Origin of the sequence: Subtercola lobariae (genome assembly GCF_014640255.1) — a bacterium.
Classification (GTDB): Bacteria; Actinomycetota; Actinomycetes; order Actinomycetales; family Microbacteriaceae; genus Subtercola; species Subtercola lobariae.
Genome location: NZ_BMGP01000005.1, coordinates 209,223 through 228,994, shown reverse-complemented (window position 1 = coordinate 228,994; position 19,772 = coordinate 209,223). Strand labels below are relative to the sequence as shown.

At 65.0% G+C, this 19,772-nt stretch carries 15 protein-coding genes; 12 read left to right on the top strand and 3 right to left on the bottom strand.

All coding sequences use genetic code 11. The features are described 5' to 3' along the window. Positions 1-22: 22 nt before the first annotated feature. The gene (locus IEX24_RS14210; RefSeq protein WP_188679291.1) at positions 23-3,427 is read left to right on the top strand and encodes a pyruvate carboxylase; all 3,405 of its coding nucleotides are present in this window, start codon (positions 23-25) and stop codon (positions 3,425-3,427) included. Positions 3,428-3,608: 181 nt separating this feature from the next. Further along, positions 3,609-4,100, top strand: a complete 492-nt coding sequence (gene def, locus IEX24_RS14205) for a peptide deformylase (RefSeq protein WP_188679289.1) — start codon at positions 3,609-3,611, stop codon at positions 4,098-4,100. Positions 4,101-4,360: 260 nt separating this feature from the next. Here def and IEX24_RS14200 read toward each other — a convergent pair whose 3' ends face one another. Then, positions 4,361-6,184: an AMP-dependent synthetase/ligase gene (locus tag IEX24_RS14200; protein WP_188679287.1), complete on the bottom strand. Its 1,824-nt coding sequence runs from the start codon at positions 6,182-6,184 to the stop codon at positions 4,361-4,363. A 119-nt stretch (positions 6,185-6,303) separates the two neighbouring features. On the opposite strand from IEX24_RS14200, the gene IEX24_RS14195 reads away from it, so the two are divergent. The 3 genes from IEX24_RS14195 to IEX24_RS14185 all read left to right on the top strand — a co-directional run bounded on the left by IEX24_RS14195 (position 6,304) and on the right by IEX24_RS14185 (position 9,516). Then, the gene (locus IEX24_RS14195; protein WP_188679285.1) at positions 6,304-7,251 is read left to right on the top strand and encodes an ROK family glucokinase; all 948 of its coding nucleotides are present in this window, start codon (positions 6,304-6,306) and stop codon (positions 7,249-7,251) included. A 101-nt stretch (positions 7,252-7,352) separates the two neighbouring features. Continuing rightward, positions 7,353-8,039, top strand: coding sequence for a lysophospholipid acyltransferase family protein (locus IEX24_RS14190; protein ID WP_188679278.1), 687 nt, complete (start codon positions 7,353-7,355; stop codon positions 8,037-8,039). Positions 8,040-8,181: 142 nt separating this feature from the next. Beyond that, positions 8,182-9,516: a class II 3-deoxy-7-phosphoheptulonate synthase gene (locus IEX24_RS14185; protein WP_188679276.1), complete on the top strand. Its 1,335-nt coding sequence runs from the start codon at positions 8,182-8,184 to the stop codon at positions 9,514-9,516. Between the two features lie 174 nt (positions 9,517-9,690). On the opposite strand, the gene pknB is transcribed toward IEX24_RS14185, so the two are convergent. Continuing rightward, complete coding sequence (gene pknB, locus IEX24_RS14180) at positions 9,691-11,757, bottom strand: Stk1 family PASTA domain-containing Ser/Thr kinase (protein ID WP_372435728.1); 2,067 nt, start codon at positions 11,755-11,757, stop codon at positions 9,691-9,693. Between the two features lie 123 nt (positions 11,758-11,880). Between pknB and IEX24_RS14175 the strand changes: the two genes are divergently transcribed. Continuing rightward, on the top strand, positions 11,881-12,216 hold the full coding sequence (locus tag IEX24_RS14175; RefSeq protein ID WP_188679274.1) for an Rv2175c family DNA-binding protein: 336 nt from the start codon (positions 11,881-11,883) through the stop codon (positions 12,214-12,216). Positions 12,217-12,286: 70 nt separating this feature from the next. On the opposite strand, the gene IEX24_RS14170 is transcribed toward IEX24_RS14175, so the two are convergent. Next, entirely contained in the window at positions 12,287-13,441 is a 1,155-nt protein-coding gene (locus tag IEX24_RS14170) for a polyprenyl synthetase family protein (RefSeq protein ID WP_188679272.1), read from the bottom strand. Between the two features lie 157 nt (positions 13,442-13,598). Here IEX24_RS14170 and IEX24_RS14165 point away from each other — a divergent pair, with 157 nt between their 5' ends. From IEX24_RS14165 to IEX24_RS14140, 6 genes are all read left to right on the top strand, one after another. After that, entirely contained in the window at positions 13,599-13,979 is a 381-nt protein-coding gene (locus tag IEX24_RS14165) for an SCO2097 family morphological protein (RefSeq protein ID WP_188679270.1), read from the top strand. A gap of 238 nt (positions 13,980-14,217) precedes the next feature. Then, positions 14,218-14,649, top strand: a complete 432-nt coding sequence (gene mraZ / locus IEX24_RS14160) for a division/cell wall cluster transcriptional repressor MraZ (RefSeq protein WP_188679268.1) — start codon at positions 14,218-14,220, stop codon at positions 14,647-14,649. A gap of 103 nt (positions 14,650-14,752) precedes the next feature. Then, on the top strand, positions 14,753-15,703 hold the full coding sequence (gene rsmH, locus IEX24_RS14155) for a 16S rRNA (cytosine(1402)-N(4))-methyltransferase RsmH (protein WP_188679266.1): 951 nt from the start codon (positions 14,753-14,755) through the stop codon (positions 15,701-15,703). Further along, positions 15,700-16,362: a cell division protein FtsL gene (ftsL, locus tag IEX24_RS14150; RefSeq protein WP_188679264.1), complete on the top strand. Its 663-nt coding sequence runs from the start codon at positions 15,700-15,702 to the stop codon at positions 16,360-16,362. Before rsmH ends, ftsL begins: the two co-directional genes overlap by 4 nt. 33 nt (positions 16,363-16,395) lie before the next feature. After that, a complete protein-coding gene (locus tag IEX24_RS14145) occupies positions 16,396-18,177 on the top strand; it encodes a peptidoglycan D,D-transpeptidase FtsI family protein (protein WP_229715342.1) in 1,782 nt (593 codons plus the stop codon). A 40-nt stretch (positions 18,178-18,217) separates the two neighbouring features. Beyond that, positions 18,218-19,771, top strand: a complete 1,554-nt coding sequence (locus IEX24_RS14140; protein ID WP_229715340.1) for a Mur ligase family protein — start codon at positions 18,218-18,220, stop codon at positions 19,769-19,771. Position 19,772 lies beyond the last annotated feature (1 nt).

Below are 19,772 nucleotides of genomic sequence, written 5' to 3'. Positions count from 1 at the left end.
GCACGACCATCAGAAGGACTCCATGTTCAAGAAGATTCTGGTAGCAAACCGCGGAGAAATTGCCATCCGCGCCTTTCGGGCAGCCTTCGAGCTCGGCGCGAAGACGGTTGCCGTGTTTCCGTACGAAGACCGCAACTCGATGCACCGCCTCAAGGCAGACGAGGCCTACCAGATCGGTGAGATCGGGCATCCGGTGCGCGCCTACCTCGACGTGAGCGAGATCATTCGCGTCGCCAGAGAGAGCGGCGCCGACGCCATCTACCCGGGCTACGGCTTCTTGAGCGAGAACCCCGAGCTGGCGAAGGCCGCGGCCGACAACGGCATCACCTTCATCGGCCCCGGGCAGCACGTGCTCGAGATGGCCGGTAACAAGGTCACCGCGAAAGAGCACGCCATCGCCGCAGGAGTGCCCGTGTTGCGGTCGACTCCGGCGACCACCGACATCGAAGCGCTCATCGCGGGCGCCGACGAGATCGGCTTCCCCATCTTCGCCAAGGCCGTTGCAGGCGGCGGCGGCCGCGGTATGCGCCGCGTCGAGACGCCAGAAGAGCTGCGCGGCGCGCTCGAAGCCGCCATGCGCGAAGCAGACAGCGCGTTCGGCGACCCGACCATGTTCTTAGAGCAGGCCGTGCTTCGCCCCCGGCACATCGAGGTTCAGATTCTCGCTGACGCCCACGGCACCACGCTGCACCTGTTCGAGCGCGACTGCTCGGTGCAGCGCCGCAACCAGAAGGTCATCGAGATCGCACCGGCGCCGAACATCAGCGACGAGCTGCGGGATGCCCTGCATGCCGATGCCATCAAGTTCGCCAAATCGATCGGCTATGTCAACGCCGGCACCGTCGAGTTCTTGGTCGACACCGTGGGTGTGCACAAGAACGAGCACGTCTTCATCGAGATGAACCCGCGCATTCAGGTCGAGCACACGGTGACAGAAGAGGTCACCGACGTCGACCTCGTTCAGTCGCAGATGCTGATCGCCTCGGGGTCGTCGCTCGCAGAGCTCGGGCTGTCGCAAGACACCATCGTGCTGCGCGGTGCCGCCCTGCAGTGCCGCATCACGACCGAAGACCCGAACGCCGGGTTCCGCCCCGACACGGGAAAGATCACCACGTACCGTTCGCCGGGTGGCTCGGGTATTCGCCTCGACGGGGGAACCGTGGCATCCGGTGCCCAGATCAGCCCGCACTTCGACTCGATGCTCGTCAAACTCACCTGCCGCGGCCGCGATTTCGCCACTGCCGTGCGTCGGTCGAAGCGGGCGCTGGCCGAGTTTCGTATTCGCGGCGTCTCCACGAACATCCCGTTCTTGCAAGCCGTGCTTGACGACCCGGCGTTCGCGGCAGGCGACCTCAGCACCTCGTTCATCGAGGAGCGCCCGCAACTGTTCGCCACGCACGTGTCGAAAGACCGCGGAACTAAGATCATGAACTGGCTCGCCGACGTGACGGTGAACCAGCCGAACGGCAAACGCCCGGGTTCACTCAGCCCGAGCGCAAAGCTGCCCTCGATCGATCTGTCGACGCCCGCTCCGGCCGGCACCCGGCAGAAGCTGCTCGAACTCGGCCCGACCGCCTTCGCTGCAGACTTGCGCGCGCAGACCGCCCTCGCCGTGACCGAGACCACGATGCGGGATGCCCACCAGTCGCTTCTCGCCACCAGAGTTCGCACGCGAGACCTCGTGGCCGTCGCGCCCTACGTTGCTCGTATGACGCCGCAACTCTTCTCGGTCGAAGCATGGGGCGGAGCGACGTACGACGTGGCGCTGCGCTTCCTCGGCGAAGACCCCTGGGAGCGCCTGGCGGCCCTGCGCGAGGCGCTGCCGAACGTGGCGATTCAGATGTTGCTGCGCGGCCGTAACACTGTCGGCTACACGCCGTACCCCACCGAGGTCACCGATGCGTTCGTGCACGAAGCTGCCGCGACCGGTATCGATATCTTCCGCATCTTCGACGCGCTGAACGATGTCAACCAGATGCGCCCGGCCATCGAATCGGTGCTCGCCACTGGCACCACCATCGCCGAGGTGGCGGTCTGCTACACCGGTGACCTGCTCGACCCCGCAGAGGACCTCTACACGCTCGACTACTACCTGCGGCTCGCCGAAGACATCGTGTCGTCGGGTGCACACATCCTGGCGATCAAAGACATGGCCGGGCTGCTGCGCCCGTTTGCGGCCGAAAAGCTCGTCACGGCATTCCGACAGAACTTCGGAGTGCCGGTTCACGTGCACACCCACGACACCGCCGGTGGCCAACTCGCCACGCTGCTCGCCGCCAGTGCAGCTGGTGCAGATGCAGTGGATGTGGCGAGTGCCCCGATGGCCGGAACCACCAGCCAGCCGTCGGCATCCGCTCTCGTCGCTGCGCTCGCACACACCGAGCGCGACACGGGTCTCTCGCTGCAGGCAGTCTCAGACCTCGAGCCGTACTGGGAAGCCGTGCGCGAGGTCTACCACCCCTTCGAGTCGGGGCTGCCTGGCCCCACCGGTCGTGTCTACAAGCACGAGATTCCGGGCGGACAGCTCTCGAACCTGCGCCAGCAGGCCATCGCGCTCGGCCTCGCCGACCACTTCGAGAAGATCGAAGACCTCTACGCCGCCGCGAACCAGATTCTCGGCCGCATTCCCAAGGTCACGCCGTCGTCGAAGGTGGTGGGCGACCTCGCCCTGCACCTCGCCGCGGTGGGCGCTGACCCGGCCGACTTCGCCGAGAACCCGCAGAACTATGACATTCCCGATTCGGTGATCGGCTTCATGGCGGGGGAGTTGGGCGACCTGCCTGGCGGCTGGCCTGAGCCGTTCCGCACGAAGGTGCTCGAGGGCAAGACGGTCAACATCGGTGTCACCGAAGTGAGTGAAGCCGATCAGGCGCTGCTGCTCGGCTCGTCGACCGAGCGCCGCAACACGCTCAACCGTCTGCTCTTCCCTGGCCCGACCGCTCAGTTCGAGCAGGTGCGCGAGACGTACGGCGACCTCACCTCGGTCGACACCGTCGACTACCTCTACGGTCTCGAGCAGGGCGACGAGCACGTGGTCGAGCTTTCGCCGGGTGTGCAGCTGTTCGTAGGGCTCGAAGCCATCGGCGACGTCGACGAGAAGGGCATGCGTAACGTCATGACCATTCTGAACGGGCAGCTGCGGCCCGTTTCGGTGCGCGACACCAGTGTCAAGGTCACGATCACTCAGGCCGAGAAGGCCGACACCTCGCGCCCCGGGCAGGTGGCCGCGCCGTTCTCTGGTGTGGTGACCCTCAAGGTCGACGAGGGCACGGTCGTTGCGGCCGGAGACGCGGTGGCCACCATCGAGGCCATGAAGATGGAGGCCGCCATCACCTCACCGGTGGCCGGCACCGTTCGGCGCCTCGCCATCCCCAAGACGCAGCAGGTCGAGGCGGGCGACCTGCTCGTGGTGGTCGACCCCACCTGAACGCAATGCGGCGCAGGTGAGCCTGCTACGTCGAATCGAGCCCGTCATAGCGGCCTCAACTCGACATAACGGGCTCACCACAACGACACACCTCGGCGGAACGGCGGTACGGCGGCGGAGGGCGCAGCCGCTGGCGGCTGGTAACGTCGACTGACGCCCCACGCTTCAGGAGAACTCCACAATGACAGTGCGCGAGATTCGCATATTCGGCGACCCCGTGTTGAAAACCGTTTCAGACGAGATCGGCGTCATCGACGACCGTGTTCGCGGGCTGGTCGACGACCTGCTCGAGACGGTGCAGGTACCGGGCCGCGCGGGCGTGGCCGCATCCCAAATCGGAGTGAACCTGCGCGCCTTCAGCTACAACGTCGACGGCGAGCTCGGCTACCTGCTGAATCCGCGCATCGTCGAGCTCTCAGGCGAGCCCGAGTTCATCGACGAGGGCTGCCTCTCGGTTCCGCTGCTCTGGTTCAAGACGAAGCGGTACCCGTTCGCGCGTGCCGTCGGCCTCGATCTTGACGGCAACGAGGTAGAAGTTTCGGGCACCGGCGTACTCGCGCAGGCCTTGCAGCACGAAGTCGACCACCTCGACGGCCTGCTCTACCTCGACCGCCTCGAGAAAGACACCCGCCGTGAGGCGATGCGCCAAGTCAGAGAGTCGGAGTGGTTCTAGCGTTCCCGATCGAGCACAGCTCGCTCGGCGCTGGCGTCGCCGGATTGCTGCGCAATCCCTCTAGCTTCAGCGCGCAAGTCAGAGAGTCGGACTGGTTTTAGCCCGTTGTCGGCTCGTCGAACGAAACCATCGGTTTGACCCAAAAGCGCGCTAAGACCCGCCATAGGGCGCTTTTGCGTCAAACGCGCGCGGGCGCGACCGGAGCGCGAGGCCCGCGGACGCGCGGCCCGAGACGCGAGGCCCGCGGGCCGGCTGCCGCGCTAGTGCTGCAGCGAGATGGCCTCGGTCGCGGGCGCCGAGGTGTACATGCGCTCGATGGTGTCGGCGTAGTGGCGCACGATGACGCCGCGCTTGATGGTGAGCTTCGGCGTCAGATGGCCCGATTCCTCGGTCAGGTCGACCGGCAGCACCACGAACTTGCGAATCGACTCAGCGCGCGAGACGAGCTTGTTCGCGGCATCCACCGCCTTCTGAATCTCGGCCAGCACCGCCGGATTCTGCGACGCCTCTTCGAGGGTGAGATCAGCCTTCTCGCCGTTGTTCGCCAGCCATACCGGCAGCATCTCGGTGTCGAGCGTGACGAGCGCCGAAATGAACGGCTTCTGGTCGCCGACGACCACGATCTGCCCCACCAGCGGGTTCGCGCGAATCGGGTCTTCGAGTACGGCGGGCGCCACGTTCTTGCCGCCGGCCGTCACGATGATCTCTTTCTTGCGCCCGGTGATGGTCAAGAACCCGTCGGCGTCGAGTGAACCGAGGTCGCCGGTCTTGAACCACTCGCCGTCCATCGCCTCAGCGGTGGCCTTCTCGTTGTTCCAGTAGCCGGCGAAAACGTTAATGCCCGAGACCTGAATCTCGCCGTCTTCGGCGATACGGATGCCCACTCCCGGCAACGGCGGACCGACGGTGTCGATCTTGAATTGCCCGACCAGGTTCACGGTCGCGGGGGCGGTGGTCTCGGTGAGGCCGTACCCTTCGAGAATGGTGATGCCGAGGCTGCGGTAGAAGTGACCGAGGCGGTGGCCGAGCGGAGCTGATCCAGAAACGGCATACTTTGTGCGCCCACCGAGAGCGGCCCTCAGCTTCGAGTACACGAGCCTGTCGTACAGCGCGAATTTCAGCTTCAGGCCCAGAGGTACGTGCCCGGCATCCAGAGCCTCGGAGTGCGCGATCGCCACATCGGCGGCGGCCCGGAAGATCTTGCCGCGCCCATCGCCCTCGGCCTTTTGCTCCGACGAGTTGTAGACCTTTTCGAACACGCGCGGCACGGCGAGCAAGAACGTCGGCCGAAACGAGCCGAGCGCCGGCAGGAGTTGCTTCGTGTCGGCCTGGTGCCCCACCTTGACACCAGCGTGCACGCAGATGATCGCAATGAACCGAGCGAAAACGTGCGCGGTCGTAATGAACAGCAGAGTGGATGCGCCCGGGTGCACGACATCGGCGAGTTTCACAGCGGCATTGCGCGAGAGCTCCACGAAGTTCGAGTGCGTGAGAATGCAGCCCTTCGGCCGGCCCATGGTGCCCGACGTGTAGATCAGCGTCGCGAGGTCTGAACCCTTGGCGAGCGAACGACGACGCTCGACCTCTTCGTCGGAGACAGCGACACCGGCCGCGACCAGCTTGTTGAGGTCGCCGTTTTCGATCTGCCAGACCTTCGTAATGAGGGGCAGGTCGGGGTGCGCCTCGTCGAACCGGGCGAAGTGGTCGGGGGTCTCGAGAAGGACCGCGGTGGCCTGTGAATCGCTGAGCGCCCACTGCACCTGTGAAGGAGAGGAGGTCTCGTAGACCGGCACGAGCACGGCGCCCGCGAACCAGGTGGCGAAGTCGATCAGGGTCCACTCGTAGCGGGTGCGGCACATCAGACCGATCTTGTCGCCGGGCTCGATGCCTGCGGCAATGAATCCCTTGGCCAGCGCCCGCACCTCGGCGAGAAACTCGGCAGCGCTCACGTCGTTCCAGCCGCCGCCAGAGGGCAGGGCGAAGAGCGGCTCGTTGGGTGTCAAAGCGACCCGTTTGATGAGCAGATCGGTCGCGTTTGCCTCGGGATCAGCCTCTACAACGGCAGGGGTGACGAACTCATCCACGGCAACTCCTTCAATTCGAAAAGCAGCCCTCAGTCTACTCGGGGGGTCTGACGGGGTACGGCTGCACGGGCATCCTGAACCGAATTCGACGCGGCGGGCGCGGTGAGAGATGATGAATTGTGCATGCCATCGGAATAGACATTGGCGGAACCAAAATCGCGGGCGCGCTCGTTGATGAGCTGGGCAATATTCTTCGCGCAGATCGTCAGCCGACCACCGCCAGCAATCCGCAGCTCATCGAAGACGCCGTTGTGGCGATGGTCGAACGACTCTCTGAAGGCACCGACGTCACCGCGGTGGGCGTCGCCGCAGCAGGGTTCATCGACGCGTCGCAGTCGATCGTGTATTACGCGCCCAACATCAACTGGCGTAACGAACCCTTTCGCGAGAAGCTCGAGCGGCGCCTCGGCAAGCACATCATCATCGAGAACGACGCGAACGCCGCAGGCTGGGCCGAGTTCAGATTCGGCGCCGGTCGTCTCGTGAGCGACATGGTCATCTTGACCATCGGCACGGGCGTCGGCGGCGCCATCGTCTCGGGCGACAAGCTCTTTCGAGGCGGCTTCGGCGCCGCGGCCGAGCTCGGCCACATGCGAGTCGTACCCGACGGCCTGCCGTGCGGCTGCGGGGCGAGAGGATGCATCGAGCAGTACGGCTCCGGTCGCGCCCTGCTCCGAACAGCGAACGAGCTTGCCGATGCAGGCGGAATCGGTATCGGCCTCGCCGAGGTTCGGGCCCGCGTGGGCACGCTGAGTGGACTCGACGTCAGCGACCTCATCCAGGCCGGCGACCCTGGCGCCCTTCTGGCGCTGCGCACCCTCGGGCACTGGCTCGGTCAGGCCTCGGCGAGTCTCGGCGCCGTGCTCGACCCGCAACTCTTCGTCATCGGCGGGGGAGTCGCGCAGGCCGGCGACCTGCTGCTCGACCCGATTCGGGCGGCCTACCTCGACGTGCTGCCGGCCCGCGGCTTTCACCCCGAGCCTGAGTTTCGCATCGCCGAGCTCGTGAACGATGCTGGTGTGGTGGGTGCCGCTGATCTGGCGCGCATTTACGCCGAATCGATCTGACCCGCCCGGCGCAACAGCACCCGCCCGGCGCGACGGCACCCGCCTGGCGCAACGGCACCCTCCCGGCGCCACTACAATCGAAAGACTGTAGAAAGACGACGATGTTTTATTGGTTCATGAAGTACCTGGTCGCGGGGCCGATTGTAAAGACCCTGTTTCGGCCGTGGGTTCGTGGCGCCGAAAACATTCCGAAAACCGGTGGGGCCATTCTGGCCAGCAATCACCTCTCGTTCGCCGACTCGGTTTTTCTGCCTCTCATGATGAACCGCCGCATCGCATTCTTGGCGAAGAGCGAATACTTCACCGGCAAAGGCATCAAAGGCGCTCTCGTACGCCTCTTCTTCAACGCCACCGGTCAGTTGCCCATCGACCGCTCGGGCGGCAAGGCGTCAGAGGCGTCGCTGAATACCGGGCTCGAGGTTCTCGGTAAGGGCGACCTGCTTGGCATCTACCCCGAGGGAACCCGCAGCCCCGACGCCAAAATGTACCGAGGGCGCACGGGAATCGCGAGAATGGCGCTCGAGGCCGGCGTGCCGATCATCCCGGTCGCCATGATCGACACCGAAAAGGTGATGAGTGTGGGCCAGCCCATCAGAATTCGCCGGGTTGGCATCGTCTTCGGCGAGCCGCTAGATTTCTCTAGGTTCGAAGGCATGGAATCTGACCGATACGTGCTGCGTTCGATCACCGATGAGATCATGTACGAACTGCACCGCATCAGCGGGCAGGAATACTCCGACGTCTATGCGACTTCGGTAAAAGAGAAGCGCGCGAAGGTCGCACGCTGATTCGGTTCGCACCGGATGCACGCGTCAAGGCCCAGGCGTTGAACGCTGCTCGAACCACAAACCACCCATCAAACAATCGATCCTAAGAAAAAGTGTTGCTGTGATAGATCTAACCGAACGTGTCATTGAGGCGGAGCCTTCTGTGATTGACGGTCTGGACTATTGGCGCACTCTTGAGGCTAAGCAGCAGCCTCAGTGGCCCGACCGCGGCGCGGTCGAGGCGGCCTCAGCACAGCTTTCTGTCTTGCCGCCGCTGGTCTTCGCCGGCGAGGTCGACACGTTGCGTGATCGCCTAGCGCAGGCTGCTTCGGGTCAGGCCTTTCTGCTGCAGGGCGGTGACTGCGCCGAAACCTACGCCGGCGCCACCGCCGACCAGATTCGCAACCGCATCAAGACGGTGCTGCAGATGGCTGTGGTGCTGACCTACGGCGCGTCGATGCCCGTCATCAAGATGGGCCGCATGGCCGGGCAGTTTGCGAAGCCACGCTCGAGCGACACCGAAACGCGTAACGGCGTCACGCTGCCCGCCTACCGCGGTGACATCGTGAACGGTTACGACTTCACGCCCGAATCGCGTGCGGCAGACCCCGCGCGCCTGGTCGCCGGGTACCACACCTCGGCCTCGACGCTGAACCTGATCCGCGCGTTCACGCAGGGCGGCTTCGCCGACCTCCGCGAAGTTCACCAGTGGAACAAGGGTTTCACCTCGAACCCGGCCAACGCGCGCTACGAAGACCTCGCCCGCGAGATCGACCGCGCCATTCGTTTCATGATCGCCTGTGGCGCAGACTTCGAGGCGCTGAAGCGCACCGAGTTCTACACCGCGCACGAAGCGCTGCTGTTCGACTACGAGCGCCCCATGACCCGCATCGACTCGCGCACGGGCACGCCGTACAACACGTCGAGCCACTTCCAGTGGATCGGCGAGCGTACTCGTGACCTCGACGGCGCTCACGTCGACTTCTTGTCGCGCGTGCGCAACCCCATCGGCGTGAAGCTCGGCCCCTCGACGACGCCCGACGACATGTTGCGCCTCATCGACAAGCTCGACCCCAACCGCGAGCCCGGCCGTCTGACGTTCATCACGCGCATGGGTGCCGGCAAGGTTCGGGATGCCCTGCCGCCGCTGCTCGAAGCCATCCAAGACTCCGACGCAACGCCCCTGTGGGTCACCGACCCCATGCATGGCAACGGACTCACCACCCCGAACGGCTACAAGACCCGTCGTTTCGACGACGTGGTCGACGAGGTCAAGGGCTTCTTCGAGGCACACCGCGCGGTGGGCACCCACCCGGGCGGCATTCACGTTGAGCTCACCGGCGACGACGTCACTGAGTGCCTCGGCGGCTCGGAGCACATCGACGAGCACACCCTCGAGACCCGCTACGAGTCGCTCTGCGACCCGCGCCTGAACCACATGCAGTCGCTCGAGCTCGCCTTTCTGGTCGCCGAAGAACTCCGCAACGCGCGCCTCTAGCCGTCCATGTAGCACGCGCCGCGGCATCCCGATCTCGGCGTAACGCATACGTTGCGCGAAAGCACCTCACCGCACGGTTCGAGGTGCTTTTGCGCAACCCCGGCGGTCGCCGAGGCTGCGAGTGGATGCCCTGAGCGAGGTTATGTCGAGAACGTGGGTCGAGAAGGGTGAGGGCTAGAAGCCCGAGAAGCTGACGGTGACTTTGGTGCCGCCGGGCTGGCGTGTGCCAGCCACGGGGTCGGTCGCGCGAACGCTGAAGGCGTCGGGCGCGAGGTCGGCGAGCTGGTTGTAGGCGAGCGTGAAGCCTGCGGCCTGCAAGGCCGCCTTCGCTTTGCTCCACGATTGACCCGTCACGTCGGGAACGGTCGGCTCGGGCCCGTTCGACACGTGCAGGGTGATGGTCGCGCCGGTGTGCACCGGGTCGGCCGGCACCTCGTGCGAGATGACCGCTCCGGCGGCGACCGTGTCGTTGTAGTCGGTCGAGCCGACAGTGGAGACCAGCCCCACCGCGACCAGCGCCGCATTCGCCGCGTCGGCCGACATTCCATCGACGGCCGGAATGCCTCCGAGCGACACCACGAATGTCACCGGCTGCTGGTCGGCGTAGGTCGGCCCCAACGGGTTGCCGTCGGTGCCGAGCGCCGCGATCACGTTGCCCTTGTCGACCGATGACGAGAACTGGGTCTGCGACGGAGTCGCGACCGTGAAGTGGGCGTCAGTCGCGGCTTGTGTCGCCGCCGCTTCAGAAAGCCCGACGAGCGGCGGTACCGGCAACTGCGCCGGCCCGATCGACGTGATGATGGCAACAGACGACCCATTGAGCACCGAAGACCCGCCAGACGGATCGGTACCGATGACAGCGCCCACGGGCACGGTCGGCGAGTTCGCGGTGGCGTCGGTCGTCGTCAACCCGAGCGCAGTGACGGCGACGACAGCATCCGCCGGCGCCGACCCGACCGCAACCGTCGGCACAGTGACCTGCCCGCCCGGCCCGGCGCTGAAGTACCACCCCGCGCCACCGCCGGCCGCGACGAGCACCAGAACGAGCGCCAGAATCCACCAGCCGCGTTTGCGCCGCCGCTTGGTGCGATCGGCGAGAGCATTTACCGGGTCACGCGGCCGGGCAGACGGCTTGACGGGCGGGGGCATCACCGAGGCGTGGGCCGTCGTCTCGTCGAGAACACCAGGCGAAACGAGAGGCGCAGCAACCGCCGCGGAAGCTTTCGCCGGGGCGGCAGCGACTCGAGCGCCCCGAAGAACCTCCGTCTCGACCTCACCGTACGCGGTGTCATACGCCGCAGCCGCCGGGTCGCCCGCAAACCCGCCGGGCCGACCTGCCGCACCGAGCGGCGGCAGCACCGAGGTGCGCAGCATCGCAGCCGTTGCGGCAATGGATGCCGTGGCCGTCGTCTCGGCCTCCAACAGAACATCGAGCATGACTCGAGCGTCATGCGGCCGATCGTCAGGGTTGCGCGACGTAGCCCAGATGACGATCGCGTCGACCTCCGGCGGAACCGACGGATGAGCGAAGCTCGGCGCCGGCACCGTATCGTTCGCGTGCTGAAAAGCGATCTGCATCGGCTGCTCGCCCTTGTACGGCTGCTCGCCGACGAGCATCTCATACATCATGATTCCCGACGCGTATATGTCGCTCCGGGCATCCGCTACGCCGCGCGTCAGCAGTTCGGGGGAGAGGTACGCAATGGTGCCGAGCAGCGCCTGCCCCGTCGCCGTGTTCGCTGACGCCGCACGCGCCAGCCCGAAGTCGCCGATCTTGATGCGCCCGTCGTCGGCCAGCAGCACGTTCTCGGGTTTCACATCGCGGTGCACGATGCCGGCCTTGTGCGCAGCGGCGAGACCGCCGAGCACCGCCTCCATGATGTCGAGCGTCTGCTCGGTGGTGAGCCGGCCGTAGTCTTTGAGCAGGTCGCGCAGCGTCATGCCGGGCAGATACTCCATGACCATGAAGGCCATCTCGTCGTCTTGGCCCTGGTCGAACACGCTCACCACGTTGGGGTGCGCCAGCCGTGCCGCCGAGCGAGCCTCTTGCACGAACCGTTCGCGAAAGGCTTCGTCGTCGGCGAGGTGCCCGTGCATGATCTTGATGGCCACCCGGCGGTCGAGCCGCAGATCGTTCGCCACGTAGACCGTCGCCATTCCGCCGCGCGCAATGCGCGACACGACCTGATAGCGACCGTCGATCAGACGGTCGAGCATCGGGTCAGTGGGCGCGCTGGTCACGCCCGTAGTCTAAATTGCCGCACGCCCTGAACCCTGTATAGACACCACGTGTGTGAATACCGCTACCGAATCGAAACATCAAGGGAGTGTGACGTGCGCCGCGAGACATGGCAGTCTTGTGCTGTGAGTGACACAGCAAGAACCTGGTTGACCGTTCCCGCTCTGGCCGAACGGCTGGGCATCACCCCGAGCAAAGTACGAAAACTGATCGAAGACGGCGCTTTGCTCGCCGTGCGCCGTGAGGGCGTTCTCTCGGTACCCGAGGTCTTTATTGTCGACAATCTGCCGCTGGGCGAGCTGCGTGGCACCATCATCGTTCTCGGCGACAGCGGTTTCACCAACGACGAAATGATGCAGTGGATGCTCGAACGCGAAGACTCGCTCGACGCCGCGCCCATCGACGCCCTGCTCGCAGGCCGCAAAGCCGAAGTGCGCCGGGTAGCCCAAGCCCTCGGCTAGGCGCCGACGATCACAAGAAGTCGCTCACCTTCGCCTGGGAAGGCGACTTTTCGTGATCGCCCTGCTTGAGTCAGGTGTCGCGTTGGGTGATGCGGGTGGCGAGGGCGGCGAGTTGCAGTTTGGCGGGCTCGGCGAGAGGCGACGCTGCCAGGGCGTGCAGCGCGTCTTCGGCGTGCTGAGTAATGAGCTCTTCGACCCGGTCGGCCGCACCGCTGTCTGAGATGGTGGCCTGCAGCATCGAGATCTGTTCGGGCCCGAGATCTGGGTCGCCGAGCAGCTCGTCGAAGATGCGCTTCGAGCTCGACGAGAGCGTCTGCCGGGTGAGGGCGATCAGAACAGTGCGCTTGCCCTCACGAAGGTCGTCGCCCGAGGGCTTGCCTGTGCGTTCGGCGTCGCCGAAAACGCCGAGCAGATCATCCCGAAGCTGAAAGGCGATGCCGAGTGGCAGGCCGAACGCGCGCAACGCGCCGATCTGAGCAGATTTCGCCCCGTGAAGTCGTGCCCCCAAAACGAGGGGTGCCTCGACGCTATACTTTGCCGACTTGTACACGATCACTCGTTCGGCCCGGCTGAGCAGTTCGCCCTCGGCGAGCACCGGCCATGCGTTCTCCTCGAGAATGTCGAGGTACTGCCCCACGGTCACTTCGGTGCGCATGCGATTGAATTCCAGCCGGGTGGCTGTGGATGCCCGGGCCGCCGCAGCCTCGACAGCCCCCACTCCATCGCCGCCGCCGAGCTCGTGTAACGCCTGCCCCACCAGCTCTTCGCTCCAGGCCAAGAGCAGGTCGCCCATCAGAATGGCGCTGGACGTGCCGAAATCGCTTGCTTGCCCCGTGAATCCGCGCTCTCGGTGCAGTTCTTCGAACCGGCGGTGGGCCGCCGGGCGACCTCTGCGAGTGTCTGACTTGTCGATGATGTCGTCGTGCACGAGCGCCGCGGCGTGAAAGAACTCGAGCCCCGTGCAGAGTTCGACCAAAGCCGCGAACTCGTTTTCGGCACGCTCTGAAGCGCCCCGGTCAGCGGCGAAATCGGCGTCTGAAACGCTGCGCCAGCCCCAGTAACAGAACTGCGCGCGAAAGCGCTTGCCCCCGCTGAGAAGATCCCGCGAGAAATCAGCGAAAGTGGCCAATTCGGACGCAATTGAGACGAGAATGGGTTCACGTTCTGTGATGAAGTTCGCGATGTTCGAGTCGACGAGCTTCGTCAGGTGTGTACTTTCTGTCACGCGCCTAGCCTAGCTACTCACGTGAGCAGTACCATTTGACCAGCAGTACGTTTTGACCAGCACAACCATGTGAACAGCGCAGTAAGATTAGCGGTACGACCAACGTTCGTTCGGGTGTTGGCCGAGCGCACATGATCCCGAGCCTGAGGTGAAGAAGATGCCGCTTTCGGAGCAAGAGCAAAAGCTCCTCGACGAGATGGAGCGCAGTCTCTACCACAACGATGCCGATTTCGTCTCGGCGGTCGGTGGTGGCAGGGGCCGATTGAATTACGGTTCGCTGGTTCTGGGTGTGCTCGTCGCCATCGTCGGTCTCGCTGTGGTGATCGCCGGTGTTGTTCTGCACGCACCCATCATCGGAATACTCGGTTTCGCAGTGATGTTCACCGGCGTCTTGCTGGCACTGAAGCCATCGAGGCTGCGCGCGTCGAAGTTCGGGGCGCCCCGTGGCGGGTCGAAAAGCTCGTCGCCGGCAAACAAGGCCGGTCTGATGGATCGGCTCAATGATCGCTGGGACAACCGCGACGAGAAGAACGAGTAACCAGCAACTGAGTTTCAAGAAAGACCGGCCTAAAGGGCCGGTCTTTTCTTTTGGCTCGCCGTTCCGGCGACGCACGACCGGCCCTTAAGGCCGGTCTTTTTTTGTGCCCGAAACGCCCCGCCGAGCATCCATGGGGAGGGAGTGGGGCAGAAGTGGAGGGAAATGATTGTTAAGTGGGGTGAAGTGGAGTAAAGTGGAGGAACACCCGCAGTCTGGCCGGAAATGAGGGGAGTGCACCATGTTTCTTGGTACCTATGCCCCCAAGCTCGACGACAAGGGGCGCATCATTCTCCCCGCGAAGTTTCGCGATGAGCTCGCGAACGGTGTGGTCATGACCCGCGGCCAAGAACACTGCATCTACGTCTTCTCGGCCCGAGAATTCGAGTCTTTGCACGAAAAGATCCGCCAAGCTCCCGTGACCAGCAAGCAGGCGCGTGACTATCTCCGCGTTTTCTTGTCTGGCGCGAGTGCGGAGAACCCCGACAGCCAGCACCGGGTCACAGTGCCGGCACCACTTCGCAGCTACGCCGGCCTCGAGCGCGAGCTCGTGGTCATCGGCGCGGGCAGCCGAGCCGAGATCTGGGATGCCCAGGCCTGGGAGACCTACCTGGCCGAACAAGAGGCCGCGTTCGCCGACACCGAGGAGGAGGTGATTCCCGGGCTCTTCTAGTTCGTTGTCTGTGACTCCCAGCCGTTCTGCCCTGACACACTTCCCCGGTGCCAGGTCTGCAATGGATGGGGATCAGAGACCACGAGACGCGAGTCTTCACCTCATGGACATCACCAAAATCCACACCCCGGTCATGCTCGAGCGCACCGTCGAGTTGCTCTCGCCGGCCATCGGCGAACCCGGTGCGGTGCTCGTCGACGCCACCCTGGGCCTCGGCGGTCACACCGAGGCGTTTCTCTCCCGCTTTCCGAACCTCACCGTCGTGGGCCTCGACCGAGACCCCGAAGCGCTGAAGCTCGCCGGTGAGCGCCTTTCTCCGTTCGGTGAGCGCGCCAAGCTCGTGCACTGCGTCTACGACGAGATTCAGGATGCCCTGCAGAGCCTCGGCTACGAAGAAGCCCAGGGCATTCTCTTCGATCTCGGCGTCTCGTCGATGCAACTCGACCAGGCCTCTCGTGGTTTTGCCTACTCGAAAGACGCCCCCCTCGACATGCGCATGGACGGCACGGCAGAGCTGACCGCCGAAACCGTTCTGGCCGACTACAGCGAAGCCGAACTGCGCCGCATCTTCTGGGAGTACGGCGAAGAGCGTCTCGCCTCGCGGTACGCCAAGCGCATCGTTCAGGAGCGCGCCGAAACCCGGCTGACCAGCTCGGCGCAGTTCGTCGATCTCATTCAGAAGGCGACTCCGGCCGCCATTTCACGCCAGGGTCACCCCGCCAAGCGGGTCTTTCAGGCATTGCGCATCGAAGTCAACCAAGAACTCGTGGCACTCGAACGTGCCATTCCGGCGGCCATCGCAGCGTTGGCGCTCGGCGGCCGCATGGTGGTGCTCTCGTACCAGTCGCTTGAAGACCGCATCGTGAAGCGCGCGCTTGCCGCCGCGTCCACCTCTTCTTCTCCCGCCGGGCTGCCGGTGGAGCTACCCGAACACCAGGCGAAGCTTCGCCTCGTGGTTCGCGGCGCCGAACTCGCCAGCGATGACGAGAAGGCTTCCAATCCACGATCGACTCCCGTGCGCTTGCGTGCGGCCGAACGAGTGAGGGCAGCATGAGCGCCGCCGCTTCGTCAACGTACGCTCCGAGTCGCGGCGCCGCGCCTCGGAGCACCGAACCCCTGGGTGCCGACCCGTTCGAGACCGACCCGTTCGACGATTTTCCGGCCACCGGGTTCGGCCCGGGCATCCGGTCGCGCCTCACGCTGGCCTCGAACCTGGTGCTGCGTCGCCGCAAGCCCAAGCTGGCCTACGCGGCCGTGGTGATCGTGGGTGTGATGGCCATTGTGGTGACCCAGTTGCTGCTGAGCGTGGGGCTCTCGAATGGTGCTTACCAAATCGAATCTCTGCAGTCGCAGCAGAAAGACGTCGACCGCAGCAATGCCTCGCTGCAAGAGAAGCTCGACAACCTCTCGTCGCCGCAGAACCTCGCCGCCAGCGCGGAGTCGCTCGGCATGGTGAGCAACTCCAACCCGGTGTACCTGCGGCTCTCTGACGGCGCGGTGCTCGGCACTCCGAAGCCAGCCGCAGCCGGCGCCGGAACGTTCACCGGCGGCCAGTCGTCGTTGGTGCCCAACGCGCTCACTGCTGCGGCTGCCGCACCCGCCGCTGCAGCAGCGGCGCCGGCAGCAGCCACCACGCCGAGCGCGCCTCCGGCCGCTCCGGCCGACCCGACAGTAGCGTGGCAGGGCGACCTCCCGTCGCCGACCACGCACTGACACCGAACACCGCAACACAAGGGAACCGCATTCGTGACTTCAGCCCGATCCACACGAAACCGAATCGCGGTAGCCATTGTGGTGATCACAGCCATTGTCGCGGTGCTGGTGGTTCGGCTGGTCGACATTCAGGTGGTGCAGGCTGATTCGCTGAATCAGCAGGCCTATCAGACGCTTTCGGTGCCGCAATCGATCTACGGGTCGCGCGGCGACATCGTCGACGCCAACGGAACGGTGCTCGCCACCACGGTGATCAGGTACAACATCACGGCGTCGCCGAAAGATGTGGCAGATTTCACTCCACTCGACCCCACCACCGGCGCGAGTGAGGCCGATGTGACCCCCGTGCAGGCCGCAGCCGAGATCGCCGCGATCACCGGGCAGACGCCCGACGCGGTTTATGGGCTGCTCACCGCTGACAAGACCAGCTCGTACGCCATGATCATCAAAGACGTCAACCTCGACCAGTACAACGCCATCAAGGCGCTGCAGATACCGTGGCTCTACTACGAGACCGACCCGCAGCGGGTGTACCCGAACGGCAGCGTCGCGGGCAACCTGGTGGGCTACATGGGCACCGATGCCAACGGCAACGTCACGGGCACCGGCGGTCTCGAAGAAAAAGAGAACCAGTGCTTGGCCGGCTCTGACGGCGAACAGACCTACGAGAAGGGCGCCGACGGCGTCGCGATTCCGAACACCCTCGTCGTCGACAAGCAACCGGTCAACGGCGGCACCGTGCAGACCACCATCGACAGCGACCTGCAGTACTACTCGCAGCAGATTCTCGCGCAGCAGGTCACCTCAACCGGCGCCCAGTGGGGCAGCGTGGTGGTCGAAGAAGTGAAGACGGGCAAGCTGCTCGCGGTGGCGCAGTACCCCACAGCAGACCCGAACAACCTCGATGCCACCGATCCGCACTACTGGGGTGCTACGGCGTTCAGCGACCCGTTCGAGCCCGGCTCGACGTTCAAGTCTGAGTCCGCCGCCGCGCTCATCGATTCGGGCAAGGCGACCCCCGCCAGTCAAGTACTGACGCCGTACAAATACACCGCCCCCGGCGGAGCGGTCATCACCGACTCCGAGGGCCACGACCCCGAGCCATGGACGCTCACCGGCGTGATTCAGCAGTCGTCGAACGTGGGTATCTCCATTCTCTCGGCCATGCTCACCCCGCAGCAGCGCTACGACTACATGAAGAAGTTCCACCTCGGCGAGAAGACCGAGGTCGACTTTCCCGGTGAGTCTGAGGGCATTCTCGGCGACCCGAACGCGTGGGACGAGCAGACGCTCTACAACAGCTCGTTCGGCCAGGGTGTCACCACCACCGCGGCTCAGATCGCCAGCATCTACCAGACCCTCGGCAACGGGGGCGTACGGATGCCCGTTCAGCTCGTCTCCGGCTGCAAAGCGGCCGACGGTACCATGACCGAGGTGCCCTCGAGCCAGGGCGAGCAGGTCGTTTCATCGACCGCCGCGCAAGAAACCGTGAACATGATGGAGAGCGTGGTTCAGGGCGGATACGCGGCCAGCCTGCTCAAGATTCCGGGCTACAACATCGCTGCAAAGACGGGCACCGCAGAGGTCAGCGACGGCCAGGGAGCCTACGGCGGAGGCTACCTCACGTCGGTCGCCGGCGTCGCTCCGGCCGAAGCTCCGCAGTACGTCGTTTCGGTCAACCTCATGAAGCCCGTTACCATTGAAGACGGCTCAGCGGCGGCACCGGTCTTTCAGAAGATCATGTCGCAGGTGTTGCAGAAGTACCGGGTACTGCCGTCGACCACCCCGCCGGTGAACTACCCCACGAGTTATTGAACCGCTACGCATTCGCGAAAACGACGAGCCAAGGAGCCAGGTGACGAGCACAGGTCAACTGAACACTCTTCGGCCTTCGCACCCTCCCGCTCGTCTTGTCACCGACCTGGTATCTCGGTTCGATCTGGCCGTCACGGGTGAACTCGCCGAACTCGACGGGCTGCTACTCACCGGCATCACACTCTCGTCGAAGTCGGTGCAGCCGGGCGATCTCTACGTGGGGCTGGCCGGTGTGCACGCCCACGGCGCCCAGTTCGCTGCCGATGCCAAGGCCAAGGGTGCTGTCGCCATCGTGACGGATGCCCGGGGTGCTGCCCTTGCGGCCCCCACGGGGTTGCCCGTGCTCGTCACGGCTGACCCCCGGGCATCCCTCGGCGCCCTCTCTGCCTGGGTCTACGGCACCGCAGTGAACCCGCCCACCCTCTTCGGCGTCACCGGAACCAACGGCAAAACCAGCGTTTCGTACATTCTCGAGGCGATTCTGCGTCAGCTCGGTGTGCTCGCCGGCCTCAGCACCACGGCCGAGCGCCGCATCGGCGACCTGGCCATGGTCAGCGCGCTGACCACGCCCGAGGCCACCGAGGTGCACGGCATGCTCGCGCGCATGAACGAGGCCGAGGCAGAGGCCGTCATCATCGAGGTTTCGGCGCAGGCGCTCACCCGGCATCGGGTCGACGGCATCGTCTTCGACGTGGTGGGCTTCACCAACTTGACGCACGATCACCTCGACGACTATCACACGATGCAGGCCTACTTCGAGGCGAAGCAGCCGCTCTTCACGCCCGAGCGCGCCAAGCGTGGGGTGGTCATCACCGACGCCGAGTGGGGCAAGAAGCTGGCACGTGCGGCAACGATTCCGGTCGTGACGCTGTCGACCTACCCCGGCCAGGCCGCGGACTGGTATGCCGCGATCCTCCGCGAGACCATCGACGAGACCCGGTTCATTCTCAACGGGCCCGACAACCAATCGGTCACCACGTCGATTCCCGTTCTCGGGCGGCACATGGCCGAGAACGCCGCCCTCGCCGTAGTGATGCTGGTCGAATCGGGCATCCCGCTCGCCGAAATCAAGACCGTGCTCGACCGCGACGGCGGAATTCAGGTCTACATTCCTGGGCGTGCCGAGCGCATCGAGAACAGCGGGCCCGCCGTGCTCATCGACTACGGCCACAGCCCCGACGCCTTCACGAGCACCCTCGATTCGCTCAGACGCGTCGTGGATGGCCGCATCATCATGCTCTTCGGCGCTGATGGCGACCGCGACCCGAGCAAACGCGAAGAAATGGGTCAGATCGCCGCTCGCCTCGCCGACGTCGTGGTGATCACCGACTTTCACCCGCGCACCGAAGACCCGGCTGCCATTCGGGCCGTGCTGGTGGGCGCGGCACGGGCCGCGGTGCCCGGGCGAGAAATCTACGAGGTCGCCGACCCGCGCGAGGCGTTCCGCAAGGCGCTCAGCCTCGCGACGGCCGACGACGTGATTCTGTACGCGGGGCCGGGGCACGAGGACTACCACGAGGTCGGCGGGGAACACCTTCCCTATTCGGCCAGAGACGACGCGCGACTCGCGCTGCACGAATTCGGATGGCTCTAGA

What these genes read in the sequence shown, in the direction of transcription:
- IEX24_RS14210 (WP_188679291.1), top strand. Translation starts at nt 23, where the DNA reads ATGTTCAAGAAGATTCTGGTAGCAAACCGCGGAGAAATTGCCATCCGC.
- def (WP_188679289.1), top strand. Translation starts at nt 3,609, where the DNA reads ATGACAGTGCGCGAGATTCGCATATTCGGCGACCCCGTGTTGAAAACC.
- IEX24_RS14190 (WP_188679278.1), top strand. Translation starts at nt 7,353, where the DNA reads ATGTTTTATTGGTTCATGAAGTACCTGGTCGCGGGGCCGATTGTAAAG.
- IEX24_RS14165 (WP_188679270.1), top strand. Translation starts at nt 13,599, where the DNA reads ATGCCGCTTTCGGAGCAAGAGCAAAAGCTCCTCGACGAGATGGAGCGC.
- mraZ (WP_188679268.1), top strand. Translation starts at nt 14,218, where the DNA reads ATGTTTCTTGGTACCTATGCCCCCAAGCTCGACGACAAGGGGCGCATC.
- rsmH (WP_188679266.1), top strand. Translation starts at nt 14,753, where the DNA reads ATGGACATCACCAAAATCCACACCCCGGTCATGCTCGAGCGCACCGTC.
- ftsL (WP_188679264.1), top strand. Translation starts at nt 15,700, where the DNA reads ATGAGCGCCGCCGCTTCGTCAACGTACGCTCCGAGTCGCGGCGCCGCG.